The following is an 18,429-nucleotide window of genomic DNA, read 5'->3' on the forward strand; positions in this document are numbered from 1 at the left end:
GCAGCGCTGGCCTAGGGCTGCGGTATGGGGGGCAGGTGGGGCCAGAGATCGGACACCAGGAACAGGCGTTCGGCCTCGACCCAGTCGCCATCGCGCCTTTGTTCCAGGCGCACCAGCAATTGCGCCGGAGCAAGTGGGTCGAGTTCACCCAGCCATTGCTGGAGCTGGGCGCTGCTCCAGGTGTGCTCGCCAGGGTAGCGGGCCGGGGCCAGCCAGGCCTGGCGGGGCAGGGGCTGCCAGCGCCCCGCCGGACTCTGGGTGATGAAGGCGGGCCAGTCCCGTTGGTGCAGCCAACGCCCGCGCAGGTGTCCGGGGTGGGCGCCCCGGGGCGGTTCGGCATGGCCCGGCCAGGGGTAGAGCAGGTAACCCCCGAGCCACAGGGCGGCGTTGAACTGATTGATATCCAGTGCCGCCAGCGCCTCCCGGCTTTCCAATCGCGTGGAAATCGGCAGTTGATGTTCATCCAGATGGGCCAGCTTGAGGTCCAGCCGATCATGGCAACCGGGGCCCAGCCATTGGCTGCAATCGGTGCCGTCGCCTTGCTGTGGGCCGAGGTAGAGCTTGATGGCAAGTTCCAGATGGTGCACCCCGTCGCGGTCGCGCAGCAGCATGTCGAGCTCGCCCAGGGTGTGGCCACCGCGGCGGATCGGCAGGTTGGCCGCCAGCAACTCGACCCCCGGAGCCTGTTGCACGGCAAATTGCCACAGCCGTTCGTAGTACAGGCCCAGGCGTCGGGTCGGGCTGCGGCTGAGCCAGTGTCGCAGGGCGCTACTGTCCTGGTCTTGTTGCCGTAACCAGTGGACCAGTAAATGCGGTGCCTGCACCCAGTCACTGCCGGCCAGGGGGTGGCGCTGGGGCCAGGGCGTGTGGCTGAGCATCGGCGGCGCGAGGATGACCCAGGCGAGGTCGCGGACTTCAGGCTGGCGCAACTGGCGGGGGAAATCGAGCAAATCCGGAAATGGGAGCATGTTGCGAGCATAGCTGCAAACCCGGTGGCGCCGCGACAAATGCCCGGGTTTCCGGTCGGCGTGGCACTTCGACAGGGCCACAGGGCTGAAAGGATTTTGTCTGCGGCCGGGTTTCGCCCATAATCCAGCGTTTGGCCTGAACCCGAACCCCGCAGGAGCCCCATGGAGCAATTTCGCAATATCGGCATTATCGGTCGCCTGGGCAGTTCCCAGGTGCTGGACACCATTCGCCGACTGAAAAAGTTTCTGCTCGAACGCCACCTGCACGTGATCCTCGAGGACACCATCGCCGAAGTGCTGCCAGGCCACGGCTTGCAGACCTCCTCGCGCAAGCTGTTGGGCGAGGTCTGCGACATGGTCATCGTGGTCGGCGGTGATGGCAGCTTGTTGGGCGCCGCCCGGGCCCTGGCACGGCACAACACCCCGGTGCTGGGGATCAACCGGGGCAGCCTGGGCTTTCTTACCGACATCCGCCCCGATGAGCTGGAGATCAAGGTCGCCGAAGTACTGGACGGCCACTACCTGGTGGAGAACCGCTTCCTGCTGCAGGCCGAGGTGCGCCGGCACGCCGAGGCCATCGGCCAGGGCGATGCACTGAACGACGTAGTGCTGCACCCGGGCAAGTCGACCCGGATGATCGAGTTCGAGATCTATATCGATGGCCAGTTCGTCTGCAGCCAGAAGGCCGACGGCCTGATCGTCGCTACCCCCACCGGCTCCACGGCCTACGCACTGTCTGCCGGCGGCCCGATCATGCATCCCAAGCTCGATGCCATTGTGATCGTGCCGATGTACCCCCATACCTTGTCCGGAAGGCCGATCGTGGTCGATGGCAACAGTGAGCTGAAAATCGTCGTGTCCAAAGATATGCAGATCTACCCGCAAGTCTCCTGCGACGGGCAGAACCATTTCACCTGCGCCCCGGGCGACACCATCACGGTCAGCAAGAAGGCCCAGAAACTGCGCCTGATCCATCCCCTGGACCATAACTATTATGAGGTCTGCCGGACCAAGCTCGGCTGGGGCAGCCGCCTGGGTGGTGGAGGCGACTGATGCTCGATCCCGCGCGTAGCTACGACCTGATCGGTGATGTGCACGGTTGCGCCCTGACCCTCGAACACCTGCTGGACCGACTCGGTTACCACAAGCAGGGCGGCGTCTGGCGGCATCCATCGCGCATGGCGGTGTTCCTCGGCGATATCATCGACCGCGGCCCGCGTATTCGCGAGGCCCTGCACATCGTCCACGACATGGCCGAGGCCGGCCAGGCGCTGTGCATCATGGGCAACCATGAGTTCAATGCCCTGGGCTGGAGCACGCCGGCCGCGCCGGGCAGCGGCAAGCAGTTCGTGCGCGAGCACACCCCGCGCCATGCCAGACTGATCCACGAGACCCTGGCGCAGTTCGAACAGCACCCGGGCGACTGGCATGACTTTCTTCAGTGGTTCTACCAGATGCCGCTGTTCGTCGACGCCGGGCGCTTCCGGGTGGTCCATGCCTGTTGGGATTCGGCGCTGATCGCCCAGCTACGCCAGCGCTACCCGGACGGCTGCATCGATCGCGATTTCCTCCAGGCCTCGGCGTTGCCTGACAGCTTTGCCAGCAATGCCTTCGACCGCCTGCTGCGTGGCACCGACATGCGCCTGCCCCATGGCCTGACCATGACCAGCGGCGACGGCCTGACCCGTTCGTTCTTCCGTACCAAGTTCTGGGAAGACGACCCGCAGACCTATGGCGACATCGTCTTCCAGCCCGATGCCTTGCCCGAGCCGGTAGCGCGCACGCCATTGTCCAGGGACGAGAAGAACAGCCTGCTGCGCTACGCCGTCGAGGAGCCGTTGCTGTTCGTCGGCCACTATTGGCGCAGCGGCACGCCGGCGCCGATCCGGCCCAACCTGGCCTGCCTGGACTACAGCGCGGTGCTCTACGGCAAGCTCGCCGCCTACCGCCTGGACCAGGAAACGCGCCTGGACCCGAACAAGTTCGTCTGGGTCGACGTCGAGCGGCCGGAGGTGCTGCGATGAGCGCGGTAGCGATTTTGCGCCTGCCCCTGGCCACTGACCTCAGCGGCTTCGTCAAGCTCTTGCAGCGCATGCAGGTGCCCCATCGGGTCAGCGAGGAAGCGGGAGAGCAGGTGCTGTGGGTGCCCGAATCCATCCGCCAGGACGTGCTGGACCTGTACCAGCGTTTTCCCCAGGGCGATCCCGAACAGCAACTGGACATTCCCCAGGCCGCCGCCCCGGTGGGCCTTGGGCTGGTCCAGCAATTGCGACGCAGCCCGGTTACCGCGTTGATCCTGGTCCTGAGCCTGGCGGTTTGTGGCATCACCCTGTTGGGGGACAACCTGCAGGCCTTGAGCTGGTTCACCTTCTTGCAGTTTCGCGTGGCGGGCGACTACATCCAGTTCAGCTCCCTGGCCGACAGCCTGGCGGCGGGGCAATGGTGGCGCCTGGTGACACCGATGCTGGTTCACTTCGGCATCCTGCACATCGCCATGAACGGCATGTGGTACTGGGAACTGGGGCGGCGCATCGAGTTGCGCCAGGGCAGTATCAACCTGCTGGGCCTGACCCTGCTGTTCAGCCTGGTGTCCAACTACGCGCAATATTATTTCAGTGGCCCGAGCTTGTTCGGTGGCCTCTCCGGAGTGCTCTACGGACTGCTTGGGCATTGCTGGATCTATCAATGGCTGTCGCCCAACCCCATCTACCGCCTGCCCCGGGGTGTGCTGGTGATGATGCTGGTGTGGCTGCTGCTGTGTCTGTCCGGGCTGGTCTCGATGATCGGCTTCGGTGAAATCGCCAATGCCGCCCATGTTGGCGGTTTGCTCGTCGGTTGCCTTACCGGTCTGTTGGGTGGCTTGTACAGCCGCCGTAGACCGGCCCCTTGAGTTCAGGAGTCTGGTATGTCGTCCTTTGTCGAAATGATCGAAAACATCACCCCCGATATCTATCGCAGCCTGAAGCTGGCGGTGGAGATCGGCAAATGGTCCGATGGCCGCAAGCTCACCGCTGAGCAGCGTGAACTGTCGCTGCAGGCGATGATCGCCTGGGAGATGCAGAACCTGCCGGAGGAGGAGCGCACCGGCTACATGGGCCCGCAGGAGTGCTCGTCCAAGGCCGAGCCGGTGCCGAACATCCTGTTCAAGTCGGATGCCATCCATTGATCGAGATCGGCCGCGGCTCCATCAGTAAAATGTCGGCTCGTCTCGACGGGCCGAATGTGCAATACGCTTTTCGCCTGGGTGATAGCGAGGTGCCGGTCAACCCCTTGATCGGCAGCAGGCTGCGCCTGGAATACCTGGGGGCGATCCACTGCACCCATTGCGGACGCAAGACCAAGACCAGCTTCAGCCAGGGCTATTGCTATCCGTGCATGACCAAGCTGGCCCAGTGCGATGTCTGCATCATGAGTCCGGAACGCTGCCACTACGACTCCGGCACCTGCCGCGAGCCGTCCTGGGGCGAACAGTTCTGCATGACCGACCACGTGGTCTACCTGGCCAACTCCTCGGGGATCAAGGTCGGCATCACCCGGGCGACCCAGTTGCCCACTCGCTGGCTCGACCAGGGCGCCAGCCAGGCGTTGCCGATCATGCGTGTAGCGACCCGCCAGCAGTCTGGTTTCGTCGAAGACGTGTTCCGTTCCCAGGTGGCCGACAAGACCAACTGGCGGGCCTTGCTCAAGGGCGATGCCCAGGCCGTGGACCTGGTGCAGGTGCGCGAGCAGCTGTTCGCATCCTGCGCCGAGGGCCTGCTGGCCTTGCAGCAGCGGTTCGGCCTGCAGGCGATCCAGCCGGTGCGTGACATCGACCCCCTGCAAATCCGTTATCCGGTCGAGGAGTACCCGACCAAGATCGTCAGTTTCAACCTGGACAAGAATCCGATCGCCGAAGGCACCCTGCTGGGGATCAAGGGCCAGTACCTGATCTTCGACACCGGCGTGATCAACATTCGCAAGTACACGGCCTACCAGCTGGCCGTGCATCAGTAGAAGGAATTCGCCATGCGCACCGAACAGCCGAAGATGATCTACCTGAAGGACTATCAGGCCCCCGAGTACCTGATCGACGAGACGCACCTGACCTTCGAGTTGTTCGAGGACCACAGCCTGGTCCATGCGCAACTGGTGATGCGTCGCAACCCGGCCCGTGGTGCCGGGCTGCCGCCCCTGGTGCTCGACGGCCAGCAGCTGGAACTGCTGTCGGTGAGCCTGTCCGACCAGCTTCTGGAAGCTGGCGACTATCAGCTCGACGACAGCTACCTGACCCTGCACCCGGCCAGCGCCAGCTTCACCGTGGATACCAGCGTGCGGATCCACCCTGAAAGCAATACCGCCCTGGAAGGCCTGTACAAGTCCAGCGGCATGTTCTGCACCCAGTGCGAGGCCGAGGGCTTTCGCAAGATCACCTACTACCTGGACCGCCCGGATGTGATGAGCAAGTTCACCACCACCGTGGTGGCCGAGCAGCACCGCTATCCGGTGCTGCTGTCCAACGGCAACCCGATCGCCAGCGGCCCGGGCGAAGACGGCCGGCACTGGGCGACCTGGGAAGACCCGTTCATGAAGCCGGCCTACCTGTTCGCCCTGGTGGCAGGGGACCTGTGGTGCGTCGAGGACAGCTTCTGCACCATGAGCGGCCGCGACGTAGCGCTGCGCATCTATGTCGAGCCGGAGAACATCGACAAGTGCCAGCACGCCATGAACAGCCTGAAGAAATCCATGCGCTGGGACGAACAGACCTACGGCCGCGAGTATGACCTGGACATCTTCATGATCGTCGCGGTCAACGACTTCAACATGGGCGCCATGGAAAACAAGGGCCTGAACATCTTCAACTCCAGCGCCGTGCTGGCCCGTGCCGAGACCGCCACCGATGGCGCCCACCAGCGGGTCGAGGGCATCGTCGCCCACGAGTACTTCCATAACTGGTCGGGTAACCGGGTCACCTGCCGCGACTGGTTCCAACTGTCGCTCAAGGAAGGCTTCACGGTATTCCGTGATGCCGGGTTTTCTTCGGACATGAATTCGCGCACGGTCAAGCGCATCCAGGACGTGGCCTACCTGCGCACCCACCAGTTCGCCGAAGACGCCGGTCCCATGGCCCATGCCGTGCGCCCGGAGAGCTTCATCGAGATCTCCAACTTCTACACCCTGACCGTGTACGAGAAGGGCTCGGAAGTAGTGGGCATGATCCACACGCTGCTGGGCGCCGAAGGCTTCCGCCAGGGCAGCGACCTGTACTTTGCACGCCACGACGGCCAGGCCGTGACCTGCGACGATTTCGTCAAGGCCATGGAAGACGCCAACGGCGTCGACCTGACCCAGTTCAAGCGCTGGTACAGCCAGGCCGGTACTCCGCGCCTCGCGGTCAGCGAGTCCTATGACGCGGCGGCGAAGACCTACAGCCTGACCTTCCGCCAGAGCTGCCCGCAGACGCCGGACAAGGTGGAAAAACTGCCGTTCGTGATCCCGGTGGAACTGGGCCTGCTGGACAGCCAGGGCGCCGCCATGGCTCTGCGCCTGGCTGGCGAGGCCAGTGCCCAGGGCACTTCCCGGGTGATCTCGGTGACCGAGGCCGAGCAGACCTTCACGTTCGTCGATGTTGCCGAACAACCGCTGCCGTCGCTGCTGCGTGGGTTCTCGGCGCCGGTGAAGCTGAGCTTCCCCTACAACCGCGACCAACTGATGTTCCTCATGCAGCATGACAGCGACGGTTTCAACCGCTGGGATGCCGGCCAGCAGTTGGCGGTGCAGGTACTGCAGGAACTGATCGGCCAGCACCAGCAGGGCCAGGCCCTGGTGATGGACCAACGCCTGGTGACCGCCCTGGGCACCGTGCTGGCCGACGAGAGCCTGGACCAGGCCATGGTCGCGGAAATGCTGTCGCTGCCGGGTGAGGCCTATCTCACCGAGATCAGCGAAGTGGCGGATGTCGAGGCTATCCATGGGGCCCGCGAATTCGCTCGCAAGCAGCTGGCCGAGCAGCTGTTCGACGCCTTGCTCAAGCGCTACCAGGACAATCGCGAGCTGTCTCGCGCCACCGCCTATGTGGCCGAGTCCGAGCACTTCGCTCGCCGCGCGCTGCAGAACATTGCCTTGTCCTACCTGATGCTCGTCGGCAAGCCCGAGGTCCTGGCGGCCACCATCGAGCAATTCGACAGCGCCGACAACATGACCGAACGCCTGACCGCCCTGGCAGTACTGGTCAACTCGCCGTTCGAGGCCGAGAGGGCACAGGCACTGGCGGTATTCGCCGAGAACTTCAAGGACAATGCGCTGGTCATGGACCAGTGGTTCAGCGTGCAGGCCGCCAGCCCGCTGCCTGGTGGACTGGCGCGGGTCAAGGCATTGATGGAGCATCCGGCGTTCAACATCAAGAACCCGAACAAGGTACGGGCTGTATTCGGTGCGTTTGCTGGCCAGAACCTGATCAACTTCCATGCTGGCGATGGCTCGGGCTACCGTTTCCTGGCGGACCTGGTGATCCAGCTCAATGCCATCAACCCGCAGATTGCCTCTCGACAACTGGCGCCGTTGACTCGCTGGCGCAAGTACGACAGCGCCCGGCAGGCATTGATGAAGGCCGAGCTGGAGCGCATTCGTGCCTCGGGCGAACTGTCCAGCGATGTGTTCGAGGTGGTGAGCAAGAGCCTCGCCTGACCTGGCTCGAAGGCGAATGGGCTCCCTTGGGGCCTGTTCGCTTTAGTGGCCGGTGTTTCCCTGCAGTTCCGACCGGCCTTGCCCGTGGGCGTGCCGGTCCTTTCTTCCTTTCTTCTTCGCTTGCCCCACGACCGCCCCTGGCCTATACCGGCAGGGTGGCGCCTGCCTGGGACCACATATCGATCACTTCGACGAATGCCCGATGATTCAGGGGGCTCGTGGGGGGACGCGATTAACAAAAGATAACGTGGCGTCGATTGTCAGACGTTTCCAAAGCCCGATAGGATAGCCCGCAGCCAAAGGGGCTCTAGATTGCAGGTTTCAGAACGATCGGCTTGATCGGACGAACACCCGCGACACCCTGCCGGCGCCCTGAAAGGTTGAACGACCTGACAATAATAATGGGGGAGTGGTCTATGAGTGAGCCTGTCATGGGTGTGGTTGCTGGCCGCCCGCCGGCGTTGCGTGGGTTCGCAGCGTTGGCCGCAGCGCTCTCGCTGTTGGGTGTCGCGACACTGCCGGCACCGGTCCTGGCCGCTGCCAGCGCAGCGGATACGGTTGTCTATTCCATCGAATCGCCCAAGGCGGCGAAAAACCTGATGCTCGATGTGGTCCACGCCGGCAAGCGCCTGGTGGCGGTGGGCGACCGTGGGCACATTCTCTATTCCGATGACCAGGGCGCAAGCTGGGCCCAGGCCAAGGTGCCGAGCCGGCAGCTGTTGACCGCGGTGTATTTCGTCGACGAGCAACACGGCTGGGCCGTGGGCCACGACGCGCAGGTGCTCGCCAGTACCGACGGCGGCCTCACCTGGACCCGGCAGTTCCAGGACCTCAAGCGCGAGGCACCGCTGCTGGACGTGTGGTTCAAGGATGCCCAGGTCGGATATGCCGTGGGAGCCTATGGCGCCTTGCTGGAGACCACCGATGGCGGCCAGCACTGGGAGGACGCCAGCGATCGCCTGGACAACCCGGATCAGTTCCATCTAAACGCCATTGCCCAGATCAAGGATTCCGGACTGTTCATCGTTGGCGAGCAGGGCAGCATGTTTCGCTCCGCCGATGGCGGCCAGACCTGGGAGCGCCTGGAAGGCCCTTACGAGGGCTCGTTGTTCGGCGTGATCGGCACCGGCCAGCCGGCGACCCTGTTGGTCTATGGCTTGCGTGGCAACCTCTATCGCTCGACGGATTTTGGCAGCACCTGGGAGCAGGTGCAGCTGAATGCCGCTCGCGGCGCCCTGGAATTCGGTTTGTCTGGCGCTACCGTACTCGAGGACGGTTCCCTGGTGATCGTCGGCAACGGCGGCAGCGTGATCCACAGCACCGATCATGGCCTGAGCTTCAGCGTCTTCAATCGCCCGGATCGAATCTCGCTGTCGGCGGTCAGTGGTGCCGGCAATGGTGGGTTGATCCTGGCCGGGCAGGGCGGGGTACGGGTTGCCACGGCAACCGGCGCTGAACTCGGCAGCAACTAGGCCGGGCACATAATAAGAAGGTGGGGAACTCCATGAGTAGTCAGAACCAGGACAAGGCGAATTTTCTTGAGCGCCTGATTTTCAACAACCGCCCGGCAGTGATCTTCCTCTGCTTGCTGGTCAGCGTATTCCTGTTCTGGCAGGCGACCCTGATCCGGCCGTCCACCAGTTTCGAAAAAATGATCCCGCTCAAGCACCCGTTCATCGAGCGGATGATGGAGCACCGCAACGACCTGGCCAACCTGGGCAACACCGTGCGGATTTCGGTGGAAGCCAAGGACGGCGATATCTTCACCCAGGCCTACATGGAGACCCTCAGGCAGATCAATGACGAGGTGTTCTACATCCCCGGCGTCGATCGCTCCGGGCTCAAGTCCCTATGGAGCCCCAGCGTGCGCTGGACCGAGGTCACCGAGGAAGGTTTCGCCGGGGGGGAGGTGATTCCCCAGAGCTACAACGGCTCGGCCGATAGCCTCGACAAGCTGCGCAACAACGTGCTCAAGTCCGGGCAGGTCGGGCGCCTGGTCGCCAACGACTTCAAGTCCAGCATCGTCGATATCCCCTTGCTGGAGTCCTACCCGGACCCACAGGACCAGGGCAAGCTGCTGGCCCTGGACTACCAGAAGTTCTCCCACCAGCTGGAAGAAAAGATCCGCGACAAGTTCGAGGCGCAGAACCCCAATGTGAAGATCCACATCGTCGGTTTCGCCAAGAAAGTCGGCGACCTGATCGACGGCCTGATCATGGTGGTGCTGTTCTTCGGCGTGGCCTTCATCATCACCCTGGTGCTGTTGTACTGGTTCACCTGGTGCATCCGCAGCACCATCGCGGTGCTGATCACCACGCTGGTGGCGGTGGTCTGGCAACTGGGGCTGATGCACGCCATCGGTTTCGGCCTGGACCCGTACTCGATGCTGGTGCCGTTTTTGATCTTCGCCATCGGTATTTCCCATGGGGTGCAGAAGATCAACGGTATCGCCTTGCAGTCCAGTGATGCCGACAACGCCCTGACGGCGGCGCGAAGGACCTTCCGCCAGCTGTTCCTGCCGGGCATGATCGCGATCCTGGCCGACGCCGTGGGCTTCATCACGCTGCTGATCATCGATATCGGGGTGATCCGCGAGCTGGCCATCGGCGCCTCCATCGGCGTGGCGGTGATCGTGTTCACCAACCTGATCCTGTTGCCGGTGGCGATCTCCTATGTCGGCATCAGCAAGCGTGCCGTCGAGCGCAGCAAGAAGGACGCTTCCCGCGAGCACCCGTTCTGGCGTCGGCTGTCCAGCTTTGCCAGCCCCAAGGTGGCTCCCGTTTCCATCGCCCTGGCCCTGGTGGCATTTGGCGGCGGCCTCTGGTACAGCCAGAACCTGAAGATCGGCGATCTTGACCAGGGCGCGCCGGAGCTGCGCCCCGATTCGCGCTACAACAAGGACAACAACTTCATCATCAGCAATTACTCCACCAGCTCCGATGTCTTGGTGGTGATGGTCAAGACCGCCGCCGAAGGCTGCTCGCGCTACGAGGCCATGGCGCCGATCGATGAGCTGATGTGGAAGATGCAGAACACCGAGGGCGTGCAGTCGGCGATTTCCCTGGTGACCGTGTCCAAGCAAATGATCAAGGGCATGAACGAGGGCAACCTGAAATGGGAAACCCTGTCGCGCAACCCCGATGTGCTGAACAACTCCATCGCCCGGGCCGACGGCTTGTACAACAACAACTGCTCCCTGGCGCCGGTGCTGGTGTTCCTCAACGACCACAAGGCCGAGACCCTAGACCGCGCCGTGCATGCGGTGCAGGAGTTCGCCAAGGAGAACAACAAGGATGGCCTGGAGTTTATCCTCGCTGCCGGTAACGCCGGAATCGAGGCGGCCACCAACGAGGTGATCAAGACCTCGGAGCTGACCATCCTGATCCTGGTGTACATCTGCGTAGCGGCCATGTGCATGATCACCTTCCGCTCCTGGGCAGCAACCCTGTGCATCGTCCTGCCGCTGGTCCTGACCTCGGTGCTGGGCAACGCGCTGATGGCCTTCATGGGCATTGGCGTCAAGGTGGCGACCTTGCCGGTGGTGGCGCTGGGGGTGGGCATCGGCGTGGACTACGGCATCTATATCTATAGCCGCCTGGAGAGCTTCCTGCGGGCTGGGCTGCCGTTGCAGGAGGCCTACTACCAGACCCTGCGCTCCACCGGCAAGGCCGTGTTGTTCACCGGCTTGTGCCTGGCTATCGGCGTGTGCACCTGGATCTTCTCGGCCATCAAGTTCCAGGCCGACATGGGCCTGATGCTGACCTTCATGCTGCTGTGGAACATGTTCGGCGCCCTGTGGCTGCTGCCAGCCCTGGCCCGCTTCCTGATCCGTCCCGAGAAGCTGGCGGGGCAGAAGGGCAATTCGCTGTTCGCTCACTGATTGCGCCATGCGCCAGTACCTGGCCGCAACCTTCGGGTTGCGGCCTTTTTCATTCTTGGCCGGGCGAGTCTGGCCGGGTTTGCCAGGGCTCCGGTGGAACCTGCCCTGGCCAGTGCGATACTGGCCCTACCGGCGCGTGCCAATCAGCTATGATTGCGCCTTTCCACTGATGATGGCTCGCCATGACCGCTGTAACCGATACCTTGCTCACCGTCCTGCAAGCCTGCGACATGCTGGAGATCGACGGCTTGCACGCCTTCGACTTCAGCCTCGACGACCAGGGGCTGCTGATCGAATGCATGGATGGCCGCGCCGCCAAGCGCTGGAGCTTCAGCCTGGCCCAGGTGCAGGCCGCGACTTTCGACCCGGATCTGCAAAGCTGGACCCTGGAAGGCGATTCCGGTGAGCACCGCCTGGTATGCATGAGTGCCTTCAGTGCCCGTGACGAAGAGGAAGATGACCATGAAGATGCGTAATTTCTGGCCCCTGCTGATGGCGGGCAGTGTCGGCGCGATGGCGGTGCAGGCTGCGCCGGTGGAGACCCAGGAGCTGCTGGTGGGCTCCTATACCCAAGGCCAGAGCCAAGGCTTGTACCGCCTGCACTTCAACGAGCGGACCGGGCAAATCGACCCCAAGCCATTGCAGGTGATCAAGAGCTCCAACCCCTCTTGGCTGACCCTGTCCAAGGACCTGAAGTTCGTCTTCGCGGTGAACGAGAACAGCCCCGGACAGGCCGATCCCATCGGTCGCGTCAGCAGCTATAGCCTGGCCCCCAAGACCCATCAACTGAGCCTGATCAACCAGGTGCAGAGCCAGGGCAACGAGCCGACCCATTCCAGCCTGAGCGCCGATGGCAGCTACCTGTTCGTCAGCAACTACTCGGTGGATGTCGACCCGGGTGGCAGCCTGGCGGTGGTGCCGGTCAGTGCCGATGGTCATCTGTCGCCCGTGGTGCAACTCAGTAGCCATCCGGCCAGCCGGGTCGACCCCGAGCGCCAGCAATCGGCCCACGTGCATTCGTCGGTGTCCTCGCCCGATGGCAAGTTCCTGTTCGCCAATGACCTGGGTGCGGACAAGATCTTCGTCTATCGCTATGACCCCAAGGCCAACCCCGAGCATCCGTTGAGCCCGGCCGAGCCAGCCTTCGTCCAGCTACCGCCAGGCAGTGGCCCGCGCCATTTACTGTTCAGTGCCGATGGCAAGCATGCCTACCTGACCATGGAGATGAGCGCCCAGGTGGCGGTATTCGACTACCAGGATGGCAAACTGACCCAGCGCCAGATCCTCGACCTGGCGGCCAACGCCAGCAAGGAGAAGAAAGCCGCCGGGGCGCTGCATGCCTCCAAGGACGGCCAGTACCTGTACGTGAGCAACCGTGGCACCGCCAACCAGCTGCTGGTATTCGCCATCGACCCGGCCAACGGCCAGCTCAAGGAGATCCAGCGCCGTTCCGTGGAAGGTGACCACCCGCGGGAGTTCAGCCTCGATCCGAGCAACCGCTATGTGCTGATCGGCAACCAGAAGAGCAACCAGATCGTGGTGATCGAGCGTGACGCCAAGACCGGGTTCCTCGGCAAGACCGTGCAGAAATTGCCCTTCGATGCCCCCAGCGATATCAAGTTTTTGGTGCGGCAATAAGCCACAGGCCCCGTCGTCCGGGGCCTGAGTCTTTCTATTAATGACGCTGATATTGGCTACTGGTGCAAAGCATTTTTGCCCGCCAACCCTCGGGAGTAAGTTTGCTCCACCGCCCATACGGGCAAGCAAGCCAACTGAATCCGAGGGTTATACCGATGAACTTCAATCTCTTCTCCGTGATCGCCGCTTCCGCCATTTCCGCCAGCGTGGTCCTGCCTGCCAGCGCCCATGTGGAAATCAGCCAGAAGAAATCCGCGACCAACACCTACACCCAGAAGTACCTGCAGCAAAGCGCCAACTTCTATGCGGCTCTGGACCACAAGTCCCATAGCTGATCCCGACTCGCCGATCCCCCGGTATGCAGGAGCGACATCACTGGTGCAGTGCTGTCGCTCCTGCATGACCTGTTTGCGAGCGAACTCACAGGCCAGGCAAATTTTGCTTGGTAGTGTCACATGGCCATGTGTTTAAATTTGACGCTGAATTATTGACTCTTTCCCGAGCAAGGATCGATAGCATGATGATGCGTCTGACCGTGGTTCTGTTGTTGCTCTATTCCAGTCCCATCCTGTCTTCTGCGCAACCGCTCGAAGGTGAGCCGGAGACGGCCCGCGAGCGCTTGAACAGTCTGTTGCAGGACTGACCCAGGGCTTGCCGGCGATCAAGCAAACTGATCGTCGTCATGGAAAAAAGTGACTGTCGCGTCGCCTGCATCTGGCGCAATCTCCGGACATTGCCGCTTCGGAGATCATCGACATGGGCCGTACCTTGCTCGTTTGCGCCAAACAGGGCGCCTATGCAGCCATCGCCTTGTACCTGCTGTTGCTGTTGGGCATTTGCCTGAGCACTGGCGTGTCCTTGGCCCTGGCCCTGTAGCCGCCGGCCTGGAGTAGGTCGGCGGCGGGGCGGATGGCACTTGCCGCGCCGTTGCGGGCGGCAAGCATCAGGCGTTAGCGGGAGCCGCCACGGCATACCAGCTTCATCACCACCACGAAGAACACCGGCACGAAGATCACTGCCAGGGTCGCGGTGATCATGCCGCCGATCACCCCGGTGCCGATGGCTTGCTGGCTGGCGGAGCTGGCGCCGGTGGCAATGGCCAGGGGTACCACGCCGAGAATGAACGCCAGGGAGGTCATGACGATCGGGCGCAGGCGCAGGCGGGCAGCCTGCAAGGTGGCGTCCAGCAAGTCATGTCCCTCGTCGTACAGACTCTTGGCGAACTCGATGATCAGGATCGCGTTCTTCGCCGACAGGCCGATGATGGTGATCAGGCCTACCTTGAAGAACACATCGTTGGGCATGCCGCGCAAGCTCACTGCCAGCACGGCACCCAGCACACCGAGCGGAACCACCAACAGCACCGAGGCCGGGATCGACCAGCTCTCGTAGAGCGCTGCCAGGCACAGGAATACGACCAGCAGCGACAACCCCAGCAGCAGCGGGGCCTGGCTGCCCGACAGGCGCTCCTGCAACGACAGGCCGGTCCACTCCAGGCCCAGGCCTGCCGGCAGCTGGGCCACCAGGCGCTCGACTTCCTGCATGGCTTCACCGGTACTGCGCCCTGGCGCCGGCTCACCGGACACATCGATCGCTGGGTAGCCGTTATAGCGGGTCAGCTGCGCCGGTCCCTGCTTCCAGCTGGCCCGGACGAAGGAGGACAGCGGCACCATCTTGCCGTTGCTGTTGCGTACGTTCAGCCGCAGCAGATCCTCGACCTGGCTGCGTTGATCGCCTTCGGCCTGGATCACCACGCGCTGCATCCGACCCTGGTTGGGGAAGTCGTTGATATAGGCCGAGCCCAGGGCGGTGGACAACAGGCTACCGATGTCGGCAAACGATACACCCAGGGCATTGGCCTGCTTGCGGTCGACCTCCAGGTACACTTGCGGGGCCTCGGCCAGGGCGTTTTCCCGGACGTTGACCAGGATCGGGCTTTTTTCCGCGGCCTGCAGCAGCTCGGTACGGGCCTGCATCAGGGCTTCATGGCCGACGCCGCCACGGTCCTGCAAGCGGAACTCGAAACCGCTGGACGTGCCCAGACCATCGATCGGCGGCGGCAGGATGGCGTAGGCCACGGCATCCTTGATTTCGCCGAAGGCTACCGTAGCGCGCTCGGCGATGCTCATCGCCGAGTCGTCATGGCCCCGTTGCGACCAGTCCTTGAGGGTGGTGAAGGCCAGCGCCGCGTTCTGCCCGTTACCCGAGAAACTGAAGCCCAGGATGATGGTGGTGTCGCCAACCCCCGGTTCTGTGGCGTTGTGCGCCTCGATCTGCTCCACCACGCCAATGGTGCGATTCTGGCTGGCACCAGGAGGCAGCTGGATATCGGTGATGGTGTAGCCCTGGTCTTCCACTGGCAGGAACGAGGAGGGCAGGCGCACGAACAACAGCGCCATCACCGCCAGCAGCATGACGTAGACCAACAGGTAGCGACCGCTGCGCTTGAGGGCGTAGGCCACGCCACTCTGGTAGCTGTTGGTGATGCGCTCGAAGCGGCGGTTGAACCAACCGAAGAAGCCGCCACGCTCGTGGTGCTCGCCAGCGGCGACGGGCTTGAGCAGGGTCGCGCACAGTGCCGGCGTCAGGGTCAGGGCCAGGAACGCCGAGAACAGGATCGAAGTGGCCATGGACAGCGAGAACTGCTGGTAGATCACCCCCACCGAGCCAGGCATGAAGGCCATGGGGATGAACACCGCCACCAGCACCAGGGTGATACCGATGATCGCGCCGGTGATCTGCTTCATCGCCTTGCGCGTGGCTTCCTTGGGCGGCAGGCCTTCCTCGGCCATGATCCGCTCGACGTTCTCCACCACGACAATGGCATCGTCCACCAGGATGCCGATGGCCAGCACCATGCCGAACATGGTGAGCACGTTGATGGAGAAGCCCAGGACCAGCATGGTGGCGAAGGTGCCCATCAAGGCCACCGGTACCACCAGGGTCGGGATCAGGGTGTAGCGGATGTTCTGCAGGAACAGCAGCATCACCAGGAACACCAGGACCATCGCCTCGAGCAGGGTGTAGATCACCTTGGTGATCGAGACCTTGACGAAGGGCGAGGTGTCATAGGGAATCTTGTATTCCACGCCGGCGGGGAAGTAGCGCGACAGTTCGTCCATCTTCGCCCGGATCAGGTTCGCGGTATTCAGCGCGTTGGCCCCGGGGGACAGCTGCACGCCGACGGCGGTCGACTGCTTGCCGTTCAGGCGCGTGCCGAACTGGTATTCCTGGCTGCCCACTTCCACTCGCGCCACATCGCCGATGCGCACGGTGGAGCCGTCGGGGTTGGCCCTCAGGACGATATCGGCGAACTCTTCAGGGCTGGCCAACTGCCCCTTGACCAGCACGGTGGCGGTGATTTCCTGGCTGGAAGGGCCGGGCAGGTCACCGATGCTGCCTGCCGGTACCTGGGCGTTCTGCGCAGCCACGGCGGCGTTGACGTCGGCGGGGGTGAGGTTGAAGCCGATCAGCTTCTGCGGATCGAGCCAGATCCGCATGGCCCGTTCGGCGCCATACAACTGGGCCTTGCCGACGCCATCCAGACGGCGGATCTCGTTCAGCACGCTGCGCGCCATGTAGTCGCTGAGCGCGACCTCGTTCAGGCGCCCGTCATTGGAGCTCAGGGTGATCAGCAGCAGGAAGCCGGCGGAGACTTTCTCCACCTGTAGGCCCTGCTGGGTCACGGCCTGGGGCAGGCGTGGCTCCACCGCCTTGAGGCGGTTCTGCACATCCACCTGGGCCAGTTCCGGGTTGGTGCCCGGTTGGAAGGTCGCGGTGATGGTGGCGCTGCCCAGGCTGCTCTGGGACGAAAAGTACAGCAGGTGGTCGGCGCCGTTGAGCTCCTGCTCGATCAGGCTGACCACCGACTCGTCCAGGGTCTGGGCCGACGCGCCGGGGTAGGTCGCGGCGATCTCGATCTGCGGCGGGGCGACGTTGGGGTACTGCGCCACGGGCAACTTGGGAATCGCCAGCGCACCGCCGAGCAAGATGAAGAAGGCGACCACCCAGGCGAACACCGGGCGGTCAATGAAGAATTGCGGCATGTTGTACTACCTACTGGCCTGGGTTCTGGACGTGCACCACGGGAGTGTCTTCGATCTCCACCAACTCGCCTGGGCGGGCATGTTGCAGGCCCTCGACGATGATGCGGTCACCGGGCTTGAGTCCGGCGGTGACGATCCAGCGATCCTGTTGTACGCCCCCCAGATGCACTGGATGCTGCACCACACGGTTCTCGGCGTTGACCAGCAACACCTGGGCAATGCCGGCACCGTCGCGCTGGATGGCGCGCTGCGGCACGCTGATGCCCTGGCGGTCGACGGCCTGCTCCAGGCGTACGCGCACGAAGCTGCCGGGCAACAGGTCCAGGTCCGGGTTGGGGAATTCGCTGCGCAGGATGATCTGCCCGGTGCCCGGGTCGACGCTGATATCGGCGAACAGCAGCTTGCCCGGCAATGGGTAGAAACTGCCGTCGTCCAGGATCAGGGTGGCTTTGGCCTGGTCCTTGCCGACTTGTTGCAACTGCCCGGCCCGCATGGCCCGGCGCAGCTCGTTGAGCTCACGGGTGGACTGGGTCAGGTCGGCATGGATCGGGTCCAGTTGCTGGATCAGTGCCAGGGGCGTGGTTTCGTTCTGGCCGACCAGTGCGCCTTCGGTGACCAGGGCGCGGCCGACCCGGCCGGAAATCGGCGCGGTGACGGTGGCATACCCCAGGTTGAGCCGGGCGCGCTGTACCGCCGCCTGGTTCGCCGCCACTTCGGCATCGGCCTGGCGCGTGGCGGCCCGGGCATTGTCATATTCCTGGCTGCTGATGGCCTGGTCGGCCACCAGCTTGGAGTAGCGCTGCTCTTGCAGGCGCGCCTGGAATGCGGTGGCCTCGGCCTTGCGCAGGCTGGCGATGGCGCTGTCCAGGTCGGCCTTGAACGGCGCCGGGTCGATACGGAACAGCACGTCGCCCTGCTTGACGTCCGAACCTTCGCGGAAGGTTCGCTGCAGCACCACGCCGGCGACCCGGGCACGCACTTCAGCGATGCGCGGCGCGGCGATGCGCCCGCTCAGTTCACTGGTGATCGATAGCGCCTGGCTCTGGATCGTCTCGGTCCGGACCTTGGGCGGTGGTGCCTTCTGTTCGTCCGCGGCCTTGCCGCAGGCGCTCAACGTCGCGGCCAGAATCACCAGGCAAAGCGGCGTAAAGAGTTTTTTCGACATGCTGATACCCCAATAATGACTCCGGCATGCTAAGAGCGGGAGACAACGCGCGCTGTGAAGCTTCGTAGG

The 18,429-nt window shown here is 63.5% G+C and carries 15 protein-coding genes; 12 read left to right on the forward strand and 3 right to left on the reverse strand.

Going from position 1 to position 18,429, the window contains the following annotated elements:
• Positions 1–11 precede the first annotated feature (11 nt).
• Positions 12–968 carry a DUF1853 family protein gene (locus I9018_RS14000; RefSeq protein WP_241109820.1) on the reverse strand — a complete coding sequence of 319 codons (957 nt, stop codon included), beginning with the start codon at positions 966–968 and terminating at the stop codon, positions 12–14.
• A 162-nt stretch (positions 969–1,130) separates the two neighbouring features.
• Here I9018_RS14000 and I9018_RS14005 point away from each other — a divergent pair, with 162 nt between their 5' ends.
• The 12 genes from I9018_RS14005 to I9018_RS32735 all read left to right on the forward strand — a co-directional run bounded on the left by I9018_RS14005 (position 1,131) and on the right by I9018_RS32735 (position 13,792).
• On the forward strand, positions 1,131–2,021 hold the full coding sequence (locus tag I9018_RS14005; protein ID WP_068588976.1) for an NAD(+) kinase: 891 nt from the start codon (positions 1,131–1,133) through the stop codon (positions 2,019–2,021).
• Positions 2,018–2,992: a metallophosphoesterase gene (locus I9018_RS14010; RefSeq protein ID WP_176719784.1), complete on the forward strand. Its 975-nt coding sequence runs from the start codon at positions 2,018–2,020 to the stop codon at positions 2,990–2,992. The genes I9018_RS14005 and I9018_RS14010 overlap by 4 nt, the downstream gene beginning before the upstream one ends.
• The gene (locus I9018_RS14015) at positions 2,989–3,858 is read left to right on the forward strand and encodes a rhomboid family intramembrane serine protease (protein WP_241109821.1); all 870 of its coding nucleotides are present in this window, start codon (positions 2,989–2,991) and stop codon (positions 3,856–3,858) included. The genes I9018_RS14010 and I9018_RS14015 overlap by 4 nt, the downstream gene beginning before the upstream one ends.
• A 15-nt stretch (positions 3,859–3,873) precedes the next feature.
• On the forward strand, positions 3,874–4,134 hold the full coding sequence (locus I9018_RS14020) for a DUF1315 family protein (protein ID WP_241109822.1): 261 nt from the start codon (positions 3,874–3,876) through the stop codon (positions 4,132–4,134).
• Positions 4,131–4,961, forward strand: coding sequence for a DUF2797 domain-containing protein (locus I9018_RS14025; protein ID WP_241109823.1), 831 nt, complete (start codon positions 4,131–4,133; stop codon positions 4,959–4,961). The genes I9018_RS14020 and I9018_RS14025 overlap by 4 nt, the downstream gene beginning before the upstream one ends.
• Before the next feature lie 12 nt (positions 4,962–4,973).
• Positions 4,974–7,631, forward strand: a complete 2,658-nt coding sequence (gene pepN / locus I9018_RS14030; RefSeq protein ID WP_241109824.1) for an aminopeptidase N — start codon at positions 4,974–4,976, stop codon at positions 7,629–7,631.
• 416 nt (positions 7,632–8,047) lie between these two features.
• Complete coding sequence (locus tag I9018_RS14035; RefSeq protein WP_241109825.1) at positions 8,048–9,103, forward strand: YCF48-related protein; 1,056 nt, start codon at positions 8,048–8,050, stop codon at positions 9,101–9,103.
• A gap of 32 nt (positions 9,104–9,135) precedes the next feature.
• A complete protein-coding gene (locus tag I9018_RS14040; RefSeq protein WP_068588956.1) occupies positions 9,136–11,511 on the forward strand; it encodes an RND family transporter in 2,376 nt (791 codons plus the stop codon).
• A gap of 182 nt (positions 11,512–11,693) precedes the next feature.
• Positions 11,694–11,987 carry a DUF5629 family protein gene (locus I9018_RS14045; protein ID WP_241109826.1) on the forward strand — a complete coding sequence of 98 codons (294 nt, stop codon included), beginning with the start codon at positions 11,694–11,696 and terminating at the stop codon, positions 11,985–11,987.
• Complete coding sequence (locus I9018_RS14050) at positions 11,974–13,149, forward strand: lactonase family protein (protein WP_241109827.1); 1,176 nt, start codon at positions 11,974–11,976, stop codon at positions 13,147–13,149. The genes I9018_RS14045 and I9018_RS14050 overlap by 14 nt, the downstream gene beginning before the upstream one ends.
• Before the next feature lie 155 nt (positions 13,150–13,304).
• Positions 13,305–13,484 carry a hypothetical protein gene (locus tag I9018_RS14055; RefSeq protein ID WP_068588328.1) on the forward strand — a complete coding sequence of 60 codons (180 nt, stop codon included), beginning with the start codon at positions 13,305–13,307 and terminating at the stop codon, positions 13,482–13,484.
• A 182-nt stretch (positions 13,485–13,666) separates the two neighbouring features.
• The gene (locus tag I9018_RS32735) at positions 13,667–13,792 is read left to right on the forward strand and encodes a hypothetical protein (RefSeq protein WP_263986925.1); all 126 of its coding nucleotides are present in this window, start codon (positions 13,667–13,669) and stop codon (positions 13,790–13,792) included.
• Positions 13,793–14,099: 307 nt separating this feature from the next.
• Here I9018_RS32735 and I9018_RS14060 read toward each other — a convergent pair whose 3' ends face one another.
• Positions 14,100–17,195: an efflux RND transporter permease subunit gene (locus tag I9018_RS14060; RefSeq protein ID WP_241109828.1), complete on the reverse strand. Its 3,096-nt coding sequence runs from the start codon at positions 17,193–17,195 to the stop codon at positions 14,100–14,102.
• A 10-nt stretch (positions 17,196–17,205) separates the two neighbouring features.
• Positions 17,206–18,360, reverse strand: coding sequence for an efflux RND transporter periplasmic adaptor subunit (locus I9018_RS14065; protein WP_241109829.1), 1,155 nt, complete (start codon positions 18,358–18,360; stop codon positions 17,206–17,208).
• Between the last annotated feature and the right edge of the window lie 69 nt (positions 18,361–18,429).

It is taken from the genome of Pseudomonas sp. MPFS (genome assembly GCF_022537035.1).
Classification (GTDB): Bacteria; Pseudomonadota; Gammaproteobacteria; order Pseudomonadales; family Pseudomonadaceae; genus Aquipseudomonas; species Aquipseudomonas sessilinigenes.